This is a genomic window from Cronobacter sakazakii, assembly GCF_000982825.1.
GTDB classification, from domain to species: Bacteria; Pseudomonadota; Gammaproteobacteria; order Enterobacterales; family Enterobacteriaceae; genus Cronobacter; species Cronobacter sakazakii.
The window spans coordinates 1,877,649-1,891,377 of record NZ_CP011047.1; the positions used below are offsets into that span (position 1 = coordinate 1,877,649).

Genomic DNA, 13,729 nt, shown 5'->3' on the forward strand with positions numbered 1-13,729 from the left:
GCTATTTAAAAAAATAATCATTAATTTCAATTGATTGGTTAACCCGTTTTTACGCTTATGCTTATTGGTAAAACTGGTTAGTCCATTTGGTTATTTATTATTTCCATCCCTTCTTTAATTGTTATTCTTGCCGCCGTTACCCTTACTTTCTCTTCTGTTTTTGCGATAAAAAACAGCTTTGCTACTGGAACATAACGACGCATGACGACTCAGGCCCCACCGAACGCTTTGCTCCCGCTCAGCCCGGAGCAGCTGGCTCGCCTTCAGACGGCGACTCATGATTTCACCCCCACGCAGCTCGCCTGGCTTTCGGGCTATTTCTGGGGAATGGTAAACCAACAGCCAGGTGCGGCGGTGATGCAAAAGCCCGCGGCGCCGGCGTCGGTGATTACGCTGATTTCCGCTTCCCAGACCGGCAACGCGCGCCGCGTGGCGGAAGCGCTGCGCGACGATCTGCTGGCGGCGCAGCTCAATGTGAATCTGGTAAACGCGGGCGACTATAAATTCAAACAAATTGCCCAGGAAAAACTGCTTATCGTCGTGGCCTCAACCCAGGGCGAAGGCGATCCGCCGGAAGAAGCCGTCGCGCTGCACAAATTCCTGCTGTCGAAAAAAGCGCCGAAGCTTGATGGCACGGCTTTCGCCGTCTTTGGCCTTGGCGACACCTCTTATGAACACTTCTGCCAGGCCGGTAAAGATTTCGATACCCGTCTTGCGGAACTCGGTGCCGAGCGCCTGCTGGACCGCGTGGATGCCGATGTCGAATACCAGGCGGCCGCCCAGGCGTGGCGTCAGCGCGTGGTTGACGTCCTGAAAGCGCGCGTACCAAAAGAAGCGCCGTCCCAGGCGGCGATCACCGCCAGCGGCGCGGTCAATCTGGTCGATTCGACCCCCTATACCAAAGAATCGCCGCTTACCGCGACGCTCTCGGTGAACCAGAAAATCACCGGTCGTCATTCAGAAAAAGACGTGCGCCATATCGAAATCGATCTCGGCGATGCGGGCCTGCGCTATCAGCCGGGCGACGCGCTCGGCGTCTGGTATCAGAACGATCCCGCGCTGGTGCAGGAACTTCTTGAGCTGCTGTGGCTGAAAGGCGACGAGCCGGTGACGGTGGGCGAGAAAACGCTGCCGCTCAGCGAAGCGCTGCAGTGGCATTTCGAGCTGACGGTGAATACCGCCGCTATCGTTGAAAATTACGCGACGCTGACCCGCAGTGAAGCGCTGCTGCCGCTGGTGGGTGATAAAGCGAAGCTGCAGGACTATGCCGCCAGGACGCCCATCGTCGATATGGTGCGCTTCGCACCGGCCCAGCTTGAGGCCGACCAACTGCTCGGTTTGCTGCGCCCCCTTACGCCGCGCCTCTATTCCATCGCTTCGTCGCAGGCGGAAGTCGAAAACGAAGTGCACATTACCGTCGGCGTGGTGCGTTTCGACATCGAAGGCCGCGCGCGTGCGGGCGGGGCGTCGAGCTATCTTGCTGACCGTCTGGAAGAAGATGGCGAAGTGCGCGTGTTCATCGAGCACAACGACAACTTCCGCCTGCCGACAACGCCTGAAACGCCCGTCATTATGATTGGCCCCGGCACCGGCATCGCGCCGTTCCGCGCCTTTATGCAGCAGCGCGAAGCCGATGGCGCGACCGGTAAAAACTGGCTTTTCTTCGGCAACCCGCACTTTACGGAAGACTTCCTCTACCAGGTCGAATGGCAGCGCTATGTCAAAGAAGGGCTGTTGACCCGCATCGACCTTGCCTGGTCGCGCGATCAGGACCATAAAATTTACGTACAAGATAAAATCCGCGAGCAGGGCGCGGAGCTGTGGCGCTGGATCCAGGAAGGCGCGCACCTTTATGTCTGCGGCGACGCCAATCGCATGGCGAAAGATGTCGAGCAGGCGTTACTGGAAGTGATTGCGGCTTACGGCGGGATGGATGCCGAAGCGGCGGATGAATATTTAAGTGAGCTGCGCGTTGAGCGCCGTTACCAGCGAGACGTCTACTGATGAGCGAAAAATACCCAGGACCTTTGGTGGTCGAAGGAAAACTTTCCGATGCGGAACGCATGAAGCGTGAAAGTAACTTCCTGCGCGGCACCATTGCCGAAGATTTACATGACGGGCTGACCGGCGGGTTTAATGGCGACAACTTTCTGCTGATCCGCTTTCACGGCATGTATCAGCAGGATGACCGCGATATCCGCGCCGAGCGTGCGGCCCAGAAGCTGGAGCCGCGTCACGCGATGATGCTGCGCTGCCGTCTGCCGGGCGGCATCATGACGCCGCAGCAGTGGCTGGCTATCGACAAATTCGCTGAAGAAAACACGATTTACGGCAGCATTCGTCTGACCAACCGCCAGACGTTCCAGTATCACGGCCTGCTGAAGAAAAACGTCAAGCCGGCGCATCAGATGCTGCATTCCATCGGGCTTGACGCGCTGGCGACCGCCAACGACATGAACCGTAACGTGCTCTGCACCTCGAACCCGGTCGAGTCGCAACTGCATGCCGAAGCTTACGAGTGGGCGAAGAAGCTCTCTGAGCATCTGCTGCCGCGCACCCGCGCCTATGCGGAGATCTGGCTCGATCAGGAGAAAGTGGCGACCACCGACGAAGAACCGATCCTCGGCGCGACCTATCTGCCGCGTAAGTTCAAAACCACCGTGGTGGTGCCGCCGCAGAACGATGTCGATCTGCACGCGAACGACATGAACTTCGTCGCCATTGCCGAAAACGGCAAGCTGGTCGGCTTTAACCTGCTGGTGGGCGGCGGTCTGTCCATTGAGCACGGCAACAAGAAAACCTACGCGCGCACCGCGACCGAGTTTGGCTACATTCCGCTGGAGCATACCCTGGCGGTAGCCGAAGCGGTGGTGACGACGCAGCGCGACTGGGGCAACCGTACCGATCGTAAAAACGCCAAAACCAAATATACGCTGGAGCGCGTCGGGCCTGACGTCTTCAAAGCGGAAGTGGAACGCCGCGCAGGCGTGACGTTTGAGCCGGTGCGTCCGTATGAATTTACCGGCCGCGGCGATCGCATCGGCTGGGTGAAAGGCATCGATGATAAATGGCACCTGACGCTGTTTATCGAAAACGGTCGTATTCTCGATTTCCCGGACAAGCCGCTGAAAACCGGCCTGAAGGAAATCGCCAGAATCCATAAAGGCGATTTCCGCCTGACCGCCAACCAGAACCTGATCGTGGCGGGCGTGCCGGAAGGCGATAAGGCGAAGATCGAACAGCTCGCCCGCGCCCACGGCCTGATGGCGGGTGTGACGCCGCAGCGTGAAAACTCGATGGCGTGCGTCTCTTTCCCGACCTGCCCGCTGGCGATGGCCGAGGCGGAGCGTTTCCTGCCGCAGTTTATCGATAAAGTCGACGGGATCATGGCGAAGCATGGCCTGGCGGAAGAGCACATTGTGTTGCGCGTGACCGGTTGCCCGAACGGCTGTGGCCGCGCGATGCTGGCGGAGCTGGGCCTGGTGGGTAAAGCGCCGGGGCGCTACAACCTGCACCTTGGCGGCAACCGCATTGGTACGCGTATTCCGCGAATGTATCGTGAAAACATTACCGAATCGGAGATCCTCGATAATATCGACGAGCTGGTTGGCCGCTGGGCGCAGGAGCGTGAGCCAGGCGAAGGGTTTGGCGATTTCACGGTGCGCGCCGGGATTATCCGTCCGGTGCTCGACCCGGCGCGGGATTTCTGGGAATAAACGGTTAGCGCGGTGGGCGGTAACGGTGGATGCGCTGCGCTTATCCACCCTACAACGGGCTGCCATTCCGTAGGGCGGGTAAGCGTAGCGCACCCGCCAGCGCGCCTGGCGCGTCACCGCCACACCGGTATCACATTCATGCAAGCGAGGTTCACATGTCCGTACTCGATCTACATGCGCTGAACGCACTGGAAAAAGACGCCCGTGCCGGGGCGCTGGCCGACACCAACGCGCAGCTTGAGGCGTTAAGCGCCGAGGCGCGCGTCAGCTGGGCGCTGGAAAACCTGCCGGGCGAGTTTGTGCTCTCCTCAAGCTTCGGCATCCAGGCGGCGGTCTGCCTGCATCTGGTCACGCAGCAGCGCCCGGATATTCCGGTGATCCTCACCGATACCGGCTATCTCTTCCCGGAAACCTATCGCTTTATCGACGAGCTGACCGAAAAGCTCAACCTGAACCTGAAAATCTATCGCGCCGAGCAAAGCCCGGCCTGGCAGGAGGCGCGCTACGGCAAGCTGTGGGAGCAGGGCGTTGAAGGGATCGAGAAATACAACGACATCAATAAAGTCGAGCCGATGAACCGCGCGCTGAAAGAACTTAACGCGCAGACCTGGTTTGCGGGCCTGCGCCGCGATCAGTCCGGTAGCCGCGCGAATCTGCCGGTGCTGGGCGTGCAGCGCGGCGTCTTTAAAATTCTGCCGATCATCGACTGGGACAACCGCACGGTTTATCAATACCTCCAGAAGCACGGGCTGAAATACCACCCGCTGTGGGACGAAGGCTATCTCTCGGTGGGCGATACCCATACCACCCGTAAATGGGAGCCCGGCATGGCGGAAGAAGAGACCCGCTTCTTTGGCCTGAAACGCGAATGCGGCCTGCACGAAGGCTAATAAAAAAAAGCGCGCCCTGAGGCGCGCTTTTTTACTTCTCCGCTTTCGCCAGCGTTTTCACCAGCGGCAGCAGTACGCGCATCACGTCGCGACAGCGTTTGTCGATACGCCCCGGCAGCGTCTGATCCAGATATTGTAGGCTATCCTCGCGGGCGTTGCGCGCCACCGGCGCGAGCGCGTGACGCCCGCGATGGCGGGTGGCGTCATTGACGGCGGCAATCGCCAGCACCGGAATGCCCGCGTTATCAAACGCGGCGGCGTCGTTATCCGCAGGCAGCACGCTGTTTGCCGCGACCGGAATGCCAAAACGGCGCGCAAGCTTCACCGCGCTGTCGCGCGTTAGCTGGCGCACTGCGGCAGGCGTACGCTTACCGCTGGTAAACGCGAGTTTATCGCCCGCCACCAGATGGCTGAGGTTAATCACCAGCAGCGTCTGTTTTTTCTCAATGTCGCTCATCCGCTTAAGCAGGTTCTCCGCGCCCATGCCGCCTTCTTCTTCGCCGCTGGTGGCGATAAAGCGCACGCCGTAGCGCGTCGGCACATCTTTCAGGCGCTCCGCCAGCTCCAGCATCACGCCGACGCCCGCCGCGTTGTCATCCACGCCCTGTAGCGTCAGCCCGCCAAGATTGTTATCGACATCCGCGTCGCTCTGCGGCGCATAGGTATCAAAATGCGCCATCACGATAATCTGTTGCGGCGATGTGCCTTCGTGGGCGGCAATGACAGTGCTGCCGGTCACGTTCTGCCAGTTGGTACGATGGTTTCCGGCGGTGTAGATATAGCGGCTGTGAAACGCGCGAATATCGCTCTGGTAACCGAGACGCACAAACTGCTGACGCAGATAATCTGCAGCGAGCATCTCAGCGGGTGACCCGGTCATGCGGCCTGGAAATAACGTCGCGATATGACGGGTTTGCTCACTGGCGATATCGCCGGGATGAAGGGGGTGCGAGAAAGCGGGCAGGGTGAAGCATACGCTCAGCGCCAGGCTCAGGGTGCAGTGGCGCACTGCGGAAAACATAGAACGTCCTTACTCAAAAAAGCGCGACCAGTTAATGGCGCTTAGTATGAAACTGTGACGTCGGTTACACAATTTGATTTACCGTTAAACGCCAGAAATTTCACGGCTTAAGCACTTTTTGATATTTGCATTTCTGCGGCCTTATTCCTTTGTGGAACTATAAATGCCAATTCGTAATTTCATCTGCGATCGGCCTCCCCCTATAGTCCCCTCTGGTCCCCTGTTGTTAGCGAGTTGTATCGTCGTGGAATATCTCCCGTTATTTGCTCAACTGAAACAGCGCCCGGTGCTGGTGGTCGGTGGCGGCGAAGTGGCGCTGCGTAAAATCGCGCTGCTGCGTCGCGCGGGTGCCTGCGTCTCTGTCGTGGCGAAAAAGCTGCACCCGGAACTCGCAGCGCTTGAGCAGGAAGGCGCGCTGCGCTGGCTGGCGCAGTCGTTTGAGCCTGCGCAGCTCGATGCGGTGTTTCTCGTTATCGCGGCAACCAGTGACGCAGCGCTCAACCGCCGGGTCTTTGATGAAGCTAACGCCCGTCAGCGCCTGGTCAACGTGGTGGACGATCAACCGCTGTGCTCGTTTATTTTCCCCTCAATCGTTGACCGCTCGCCGCTTATTGTCGCTATCTCCTCCAGCGGCAACGCGCCGGTGCTGGCGCGGCTGCTGCGCGAGAAAATCGAATCTCTGCTGCCGGCAAGCCTAGGACGTATGGCCGAAGTGGCGGGCGGCTTTCGCGATCGGATTAAAGCGCGCATTCCCACGACCGACGGACGCCGCCGCTTCTGGGAAAAAGCCTTTCGCGGACGCTTTGCGAGCCTGATGGCCGCAGGCGACACCCGCGCCGCCGAAGCGGTGCTGGAAGCCGAACTCGATGCGCCGCAAGGCCCGCAGGGGGAAATCATTCTGGTGGGCGCAGGCCCTGGCGACGCGGGGCTGTTGACGCTGCGCGGTTTGCAGGTGATGCAGCAGGCGGACGTCGTGCTTTACGACCATCTGGTGAGCGACGGCGTGCTGGATCTGGTGCGCCGCGACGCCGACCGCATTTGTGTGGGCAAACGCGCGGGCGCGCACGCGGTGGCGCAGCATGAAACCAACCAGATGCTGATTGATTTCGCCCGTGAGGGCAAAACCGTCGTGCGCCTGAAAGGCGGCGACCCGTTTATTTTCGGGCGCGGCGGCGAAGAGCTGGAAGCGGCCAAAGCCGCAGGCGTGCCGTTTCAGGTCGTGCCCGGCGTCACGGCGGCCAGCGGCGCCACGGCCTACGCCGGTATTCCGCTGACCCATCGTGATTACGCCCAGAGCGCGGTGTTCGTCACCGGCCATTACAAACCGGACAGCGAGCCGTTCGACTGGGCGTTGCTCGCCAAAAGCCGTCAGACGCTCGCCATCTATATGGGCACCATGAAAGCGGCGGAGATAAGCCAGCAGCTTATCGCGCATGGCCGCGACGCCAAAACGCCGGTCGCGGTCATCAGCCGCGGCACGCGCGACGACCAGCGCGTACTGACCGGCACGCTCGACACACTCAACATTCTTGCGAAAGATGCGCCCATGCCCGCGCTGCTCGTTGTGGGCGAAGTGGTGCAGCTCCACCAGCAGCTCGCCTGGTTTCAACATTCAACCGACGCGGAAAACCTTCGTTCTTCCGTGGTGAATCTGGCTTAAGGAAAGGTTATGGATCAAAAACGACTCACTCACCTGCGGCAACTGGAGGCGGAAAGCATCCATATCATTCGTGAAGTGGCTGCGGAATTCGCCAACCCAGTGATGATGTACTCCATCGGTAAAGACTCCAGCGTCATGCTGCATCTGGCGCGCAAGGCGTTTTACCCCGGCACGCTGCCGTTCCCGCTGCTGCATGTGGATACCGGCTGGAAGTTTCGTGAAATGTACGAATTTCGCGACCGCACCGCCAAAGCCTACGGCTGCGAGCTGCTGGTGCACAAAAACCCGGAAGGCGTGGCGATGGGCATTAACCCGTTCGTTCACGGCAGCGCCAAGCACACCGACATCATGAAAACCGAAGGGCTGAAGCAGGCGCTGAACAAGTACGGTTTTGACGCCGCTTTCGGCGGTGCGCGCCGTGACGAGGAGAAATCCCGCGCCAAAGAGCGTATTTACTCCTTCCGTGACCGCTTCCACCGCTGGGATCCGAAAAACCAGCGTCCTGAGCTGTGGCACAACTACAACGGCCAGATCAACAAAGGCGAAAGCATTCGCGTCTTCCCGCTCTCCAACTGGACCGAGCTGGATATCTGGCAGTACATCTATCTGGAAAATATCGAGATTGTACCGCTGTACCTGGCCGCCGAGCGTCCGGTGCTGGAGCGCGACGGCATGCTGATGATGATCGACGACGATCGTATCGATTTGCAGCCGGGCGAAGAGATCAAACCGCGCATGGTGCGCTTTCGTACCCTGGGCTGCTGGCCGCTGACCGGCGCGGTGGAATCGAACGCGCAGACGCTGCCGGAGATCATCGAAGAGATGCTGGTCTCCACCACCAGCGAGCGCCAGGGGCGCGTTATCGACCGCGACCAGGCAGGCTCAATGGAGCTTAAAAAACGTCAGGGTTATTTCTAAGGAGCCGCCATGAACACCACTATCGCACAACAGATCGCCAAAGAAGGCGGCGTGGAAGCTTATCTGCACGCTCAGCAGCATAAAAGCCTGCTGCGCTTTCTGACCTGCGGCAGCGTGGATGACGGGAAAAGCACCCTGATTGGCCGTCTGCTGCACGATACCCGCCAGATTTATGAAGATCAGCTCTCGTCGCTGCATAATGACAGCAAGCGCCACGGCACCCAGGGCGAGAAACTGGATCTCGCGCTGCTGGTGGACGGCCTTCAGGCCGAGCGCGAGCAGGGCATCACGATCGACGTGGCGTACCGCTATTTCTCCACCGAAAAACGCAAATTTATCATCGCCGACACTCCGGGGCATGAGCAGTACACCCGCAACATGGCGACCGGGGCTTCTACCTGCGATCTGGCTATTCTGCTGATGGACGCCCGTAAAGGCGTGCTGGATCAGACCCGCCGCCACAGCTTTATCTCGACGCTGCTCGGCATCAAGCATCTGGTGGTGGCGGTGAACAAAATGGATCTGGTGGATTTCAGCGAAGAGACGTTTGAGCGCATTCGCCAGGACTACCTGACGTTCGCGGGGCAGTTGCCGGGCAACCTGGACATTCGCTTTGTGCCGCTGTCGGCGCTGGAAGGCGACAACGTGGCGGTGCAGAGCCAGAATATGCCGTGGTATACCGGCCCGACGCTGCTGGAAGTGCTGGAAAATATCGAGATCCAGCGCGTGGTCGACGAGCAGCCGCTGCGCTTCCCGGTGCAGTACGTTAACCGCCCGAACCTCGATTTCCGTGGTTACGCGGGCACCGTCGCGGGCGGCGTGGTGAAAGTGGGCCAGCGCGTGAAGGCGCTGCCGTCCGGCGTGGAGTCGAGCGTGGCGCGTATCGTCACCTTTGACGGCGATTTACAGGAAGCGGGCGCGGGCGAAGCCGTCACGCTGGTGCTGAAAGATGAAATCGACATCAGTCGCGGCGACCTGCTGGTGGACGCCTCCCAGACGCTGGCGGCGGTACAAAGCGCCGCGGTGGACGTGGTCTGGATGGCCGAGCAGCCGCTGGTGCCGGGCCAGAGCTACGACATCAAAATCGCCGGGAAGAAAACCCGCGCGCGTGTGGACAACGTTCAGTATCAGGTCGATATCAACAACCTGACCCAGCGCGTGGTGGAAAACCTGCCGCTCAACGGCATCGGCCTTGTGGATCTGACCTTCGACGAGCCGCTGAACCTCGATAAATACCAGGAGAACCCGGTGACCGGCGGGCTTATCTTTATCGACCGCCTCTCTAATGTGACGGTCGGCGCGGGTATGGTGCGCGAGCCGCAACAGAATGTGTATCAGGAGCCTTCCGCATTCAGCGCGTTTGAGCTGGAGCTGAATCAGCTGATTCGCCGTCACTTCCCGCACTGGGGCGCGCGCGATCTGCTGGGAGGCAAATAATGGCGCAGCATGACGAAAATGTCGTCTGGCACGCCCACCCGGTGACCACAGCGCAGCGCGAGCAGCTCCACGGCCACCGCGGCGTGGTGCTGTGGTTTACGGGGCTTTCGGGCTCCGGAAAATCCACCGTCGCGGGGGCGCTGGAAGAGGCGCTGCATCAGCTTGGCGTGAGCACCTATCTACTGGATGGCGACAACGTGCGCCACGGCCTGTGCAGCGATCTGGGCTTTAGCGACGACGATCGTAAAGAGAACATTCGCCGCGTCGGCGAAGTGGCGAAACTCATGGTGGACGCCGGTCTCGTTGTATTGACCGCGTTTATCTCGCCGCACCGCGCCGAGCGTCAGATGGTGCGCGATCAGCTGGGCGACGGGCGCTTTATCGAGGTGTTTGTGGACACGCCGCTTTCGGTGTGCGAAGCACGCGATCCGAAGGGGCTCTATAAAAAAGCCCGCGCCGGCGAACTGCGTAACTTTACCGGCATTGATGCCGTGTATGAGGCACCCGAGAGCCCGGAAATTCATCTCGACGGCCAACAATTGGTAACAAATTTGATGGCGCAATTGTTAGACCTGCTGCGTCGCGAAGATATCATCAAATCCTGAGACCGCGCCGGGAGTCCTTTTCCCGGCCCGTCACGTCACAGGATAAGCGATGCGGAATACCACGAATATGATTGTCACCCAGGCGGATAGCGCGCCTGCCGTCGAAGAACCCACTTGGGCCTGGCCTGGCGCCGTGGTGGGCTTTATTTCGTGGCTACTGGCGCTTGGCGCGCCGTTTCTGCTCTACGGCTCCAATACGCTCTTTTTCATGCTCTATACCTGGCCGTTTTTTCTGGCCTTGATGCCGGTGGCCGTGGTGGTCGGCGTGGCGGTCTTTTCGCTGCTGGAGCGCCGTCTGGTCTACAGCACGCTTGCCACGCTCATCAGCGTCGGGCTGATGTTCGGTCTGCTCTTTCTCTGGCTGGTGAGCTAACCTTTCGCGATTTTCACACTCTCTCTACCGGCGCATGCGCATCGGCGCGCTTTCTGTGGTACATTCTGCCGCTGTTTAATTTCTTAACCTGCACGTCGTAGCAAGCCGGGTAGAGTCCGGCGGGAAGTTATGGGATGATGAGGCCGTTTTTCAGGGGGCAGAATGGGTAAACTAACGCTGCTATTGCTGGCTTTGCTGGTCTGGCTACAGTATTCGCTGTGGTTTGGAAAAAACGGCATCCACGACTATTCCCGCGTAGCCGACGACGTGGCGGTACAGCAGGCCACGAACGCCAAACTCAAAGCGCGTAACGATCAGCTTTTCGCCGAGATAGACGATCTCAACGGCGGTCAGGAAGCTATCGAAGAACGCGCGCGCAACGAATTAAGCATGACCAAACCGGGCGAAACCTTCTATCGTCTGGTGCCGGACGCCACAAAACGCGCCGGTGGGCCTGCGCAAAATAATCGATAACCAGAAGCGGGTTTTACACATGGCGCCTTCCTTTGCGGACGTGATTGCCGTGGTGCCGGCGGCCGGAATCGGCAGCCGTATGCAGACGGAATGTCCCAAACAATACCTCACCATCGGGAACCAGACGATTCTCGAACACGCGGTCGCCCCGCTGTTGCAGCATCCGCGCATCAGCCGGGTGATCATCGCGATAAGCCCTGCTGACACCGCCTTCGCCCGGCTGCCGCTCGCGGCGCATCCGGATATCCAGGTGGTGCGCGGCGGCGCGCAGCGGGCTGATTCCGTGCTGGCCGGGCTTCAGGCCGCGGGCGACGCGCGCTGGGCGCTGGTGCATGACGCCGCGCGCCCGTGCCTTGCCGTCCAGGATCTCGAACGGCTGCTGGCCTTAACAGAAACCAGCCAGGTCGGCGGCATTCTCGCCGCGCCCGCCTGCGACACCATGAAGCGCGCGGAGCCGGGCAAACCCGCTATCGCGCATACCGTCGATCGCGAAAACCTCTGGCATGCGCTCACCCCGCAGCTGTTCCCGCTGGAACTGCTGCGCGACTGCCTGACGCGCGCGCTCGCGGAAGGCGCGACCATTACCGACGAAGCCTCGGCGCTGGAGCACTGCGGTTTCCACCCGGAGCTGGTCGCCGGTCGCGCGGACAATATTAAAGTGACCCGCCCTGAGGATCTGGCTCTGGCGGCGTTCTATCTTACCCGCTTAACCCCTATGGAGACGGCATAATGCGTATCGGACATGGTTTTGACGTACACGCCTTTGGTGGCACAGGCCCGATTATTCTTGGCGGCGTCCGTATTCCTTATGAGCAAGGGCTGCTGGCGCACTCTGACGGCGATGTGGCGCTTCACGCGCTGACTGACGCGCTGCTTGGCGCGGCGGCGCTGGGCGATATCGGCAAACTGTTCCCGGATACCGATCCGGCCTTTAAAGGCGCCGATAGCCGCGAACTGCTGCGTGAAGCCTGGCGTCGTATCCAGGCGAAGGGCTACACGCTTGGCAACGTCGATGTCACCATCATCGCTCAGGCACCGAAAATGGCTCCGCACATCCCGCAGATGCGCGTGTTTATCGCCGAAGATCTGGGCTGCCATATGGATCAGGTGAACGTGAAAGCGACCACGACGGAAAAACTCGGCTTTACCGGCCGCGGCGAAGGCATCGCCTGCGAAGCCGTGGCGCTGCTGATGAAGGCTGGCGCATGAGTGATTTCAACACGCTGCGCTGGCTGCACGGTCAGCCGCAGGGGCAGGGGCGTCTGAAGGCCAGCCCGAGCGATTTTCAGGTGGTCGAGGATTTAGGCTTCGCGCCTGACGGCGACGGTGAACACCTGCTGGTGCGCATCCGTAAAACCGGCTGCAACACCCGCGCGGTGGCGGACGCGCTGGCGAAGTTTCTCGGCATCGCGGCGCGTGAGGTCAGCTTTGCGGGGCAGAAAGATAAATACGCGGTAACGGAGCAGTGGCTGTGCGCGCGACTGCCGGGCAAAGAGATGCCCGCGATGCGCGCGTTTACGCTGGAAGGCTGTGAGGTGCTGGAGTTCGCCCGTCACCGCCGCAAGCTGCGTTTAGGCGCGCTGAAAGGCAACCGCTTCTCACTGGTGCTGCGCGATATTACGCACCGCGATGAAATCGAACAGCGCCTGATCCTGATTAGCGAAAAGGGCGTGCCGAACTATTTCGGCCCGCAGCGTTTCGGGCGGGGCGGCAGCAATATCTACCAGGCGAAGCGCTGGGCGCAAACCGGCCAGCCGCCGCGCGAGCGCAATAAGCGCGGTTTCGCGCTCTCTGCCGCGCGCAGCCTGATGTTTAACACGCTGGTCAGCGAACGTCTGCAACGCTTCGGGGTTAACCAGGTGATGGACGGCGACGCGCTGCAACTCGCCGGGCGCGGCAGCTGGTTTGTCGCCACCCCTGAGGAACTTACTGATTTACAGGCTCGGGTGGATAACGGTGAGCTGCTGATCACCGCCGCGCTGCCCGGCAGCGGCGACTGGGGCACCCAGCGCGCGGCGCTGGCGTTTGAGCAGGCGACGCTTGCAGACGAAACCGAGTTGCTGACGCTGTTGACCCGTGAAAAGGTCGAGGCCGCCCGACGCGCCATGTTACTGTTCCCGCGCGAGCTGCGCTGGCAGTGGCAGGACGATGCGACGCTTGAGGTGAGCTTCTGGCTGCCCGCCGGCAGCTTCGCCACCAGCGTTATCCGGGAGCTGTTTAATACCGCTGACGATGTCTCGGATATCAGCGAGTAACACCCCATTGCGTTTTCTTCTTCGCGACGCATTCAAAAACCGCCTCCGGGCGGTTTTTTTGTCTTTACGCTCAGTCAAACAGCCAGCGCCCGGCTTTCGCGGATTGCGCTTTTCCTGAACACCACAGTTTGGCTTTCCTGGCAAAAATGAACTAATAACTGATGACGCGAAGCGCGGGACGTTATTCCTCCTGCTCATGTAACGACATGATATTGCGAAAATCGACCCTACCGGACAGCGGCATCGCGCGTTAGAATGCCAGCGAGCGGCTATCCGGCCTTCTGCCTGAATCAGCTTCAGCGCAGGCAAACAGAAAAAGCAGAATGAGATTTAAGGAATCACGCTTGCATGTTTAACACCAGGAAAGGATTACGCGCGTT

General features: G+C 60.1%; 14 protein-coding genes. 12 read left to right on the plus strand and 2 right to left on the minus strand.

The features are described 5' to 3' along the window. Positions 1 to 77: 77 nt before the first annotated feature. Positions 78 to 203, minus strand: coding sequence for a hypothetical protein (locus tag CSK29544_RS24845; protein ID WP_007701306.1), 126 nt, complete (start codon positions 201 to 203; stop codon positions 78 to 80). Here CSK29544_RS24845 and cysJ point away from each other — a divergent pair. The 3 genes from cysJ to cysH all read left to right on the plus strand — a co-directional run bounded on the left by cysJ (position 202) and on the right by cysH (position 4,606). Next, positions 202 to 2,004 (plus strand): NADPH-dependent assimilatory sulfite reductase flavoprotein subunit, encoded by a 1,803-nt coding sequence (gene cysJ / locus CSK29544_RS08820; RefSeq protein WP_029039224.1) that lies wholly within the window; start codon positions 202 to 204, stop codon positions 2,002 to 2,004. The genes CSK29544_RS24845 and cysJ overlap by 2 nt on opposite strands. Next, positions 2,004 to 3,716, plus strand: a complete 1,713-nt coding sequence (cysI, locus tag CSK29544_RS08825) for an assimilatory sulfite reductase (NADPH) hemoprotein subunit (protein ID WP_029039223.1) — start codon at positions 2,004 to 2,006, stop codon at positions 3,714 to 3,716. Before cysJ ends, cysI begins: the two co-directional genes overlap by 1 nt. Positions 3,717 to 3,871: 155 nt before the next feature. Further along, entirely contained in the window at positions 3,872 to 4,606 is a 735-nt protein-coding gene (cysH, locus tag CSK29544_RS08830) for a phosphoadenosine phosphosulfate reductase (RefSeq protein ID WP_004387915.1), read from the plus strand. A 31-nt stretch (positions 4,607 to 4,637) separates the two neighbouring features. Here cysH and CSK29544_RS08835 read toward each other — a convergent pair whose 3' ends face one another. Next, positions 4,638 to 5,627, minus strand: coding sequence for an aminopeptidase (locus CSK29544_RS08835; RefSeq protein ID WP_007894539.1), 990 nt, complete (start codon positions 5,625 to 5,627; stop codon positions 4,638 to 4,640). 244 nt (positions 5,628 to 5,871) lie between these two features. On the opposite strand from CSK29544_RS08835, the gene cysG reads away from it, so the two are divergent. The 9 genes from cysG (at position 5,872) to truD (ending at position 13,349) form a co-directional block, all read left to right on the plus strand. Then, complete coding sequence (gene cysG, locus CSK29544_RS08840; protein WP_029039222.1) at positions 5,872 to 7,287, plus strand: siroheme synthase CysG; 1,416 nt, start codon at positions 5,872 to 5,874, stop codon at positions 7,285 to 7,287. Positions 7,288 to 7,296: 9 nt separating this feature from the next. Beyond that, positions 7,297 to 8,205, plus strand: coding sequence for a sulfate adenylyltransferase subunit CysD (cysD, locus tag CSK29544_RS08845; protein ID WP_004387918.1), 909 nt, complete (start codon positions 7,297 to 7,299; stop codon positions 8,203 to 8,205). 9 nt (positions 8,206 to 8,214) lie between these two features. Beyond that, positions 8,215 to 9,642 (plus strand): sulfate adenylyltransferase subunit CysN, encoded by a 1,428-nt coding sequence (gene cysN, locus CSK29544_RS08850; RefSeq protein WP_007894549.1) that lies wholly within the window; start codon positions 8,215 to 8,217, stop codon positions 9,640 to 9,642. Then, complete coding sequence (cysC, locus tag CSK29544_RS08855; protein ID WP_007894552.1) at positions 9,642 to 10,247, plus strand: adenylyl-sulfate kinase; 606 nt, start codon at positions 9,642 to 9,644, stop codon at positions 10,245 to 10,247. The genes cysN and cysC overlap by 1 nt, the downstream gene beginning before the upstream one ends. A gap of 49 nt (positions 10,248 to 10,296) precedes the next feature. Then, a complete protein-coding gene (locus CSK29544_RS08860; protein WP_004387921.1) occupies positions 10,297 to 10,620 on the plus strand; it encodes a DUF3561 family protein in 324 nt (107 codons plus the stop codon). 162 nt (positions 10,621 to 10,782) lie between these two features. Next, complete coding sequence (gene ftsB / locus CSK29544_RS08865; protein ID WP_004387922.1) at positions 10,783 to 11,094, plus strand: cell division protein FtsB; 312 nt, start codon at positions 10,783 to 10,785, stop codon at positions 11,092 to 11,094. A 19-nt stretch (positions 11,095 to 11,113) separates the two neighbouring features. After that, positions 11,114 to 11,824, plus strand: a complete 711-nt coding sequence (ispD, locus tag CSK29544_RS08870) for a 2-C-methyl-D-erythritol 4-phosphate cytidylyltransferase (protein WP_007894555.1) — start codon at positions 11,114 to 11,116, stop codon at positions 11,822 to 11,824. Then, entirely contained in the window at positions 11,824 to 12,303 is a 480-nt protein-coding gene (gene ispF / locus CSK29544_RS08875) for a 2-C-methyl-D-erythritol 2,4-cyclodiphosphate synthase (protein ID WP_007851809.1), read from the plus strand. The genes ispD and ispF overlap by 1 nt, the downstream gene beginning before the upstream one ends. Then, positions 12,300 to 13,349, plus strand: a complete 1,050-nt coding sequence (gene truD / locus CSK29544_RS08880; RefSeq protein WP_007894558.1) for a tRNA pseudouridine(13) synthase TruD — start codon at positions 12,300 to 12,302, stop codon at positions 13,347 to 13,349. Before ispF ends, truD begins: the two co-directional genes overlap by 4 nt. Positions 13,350 to 13,729 lie beyond the last annotated feature (380 nt).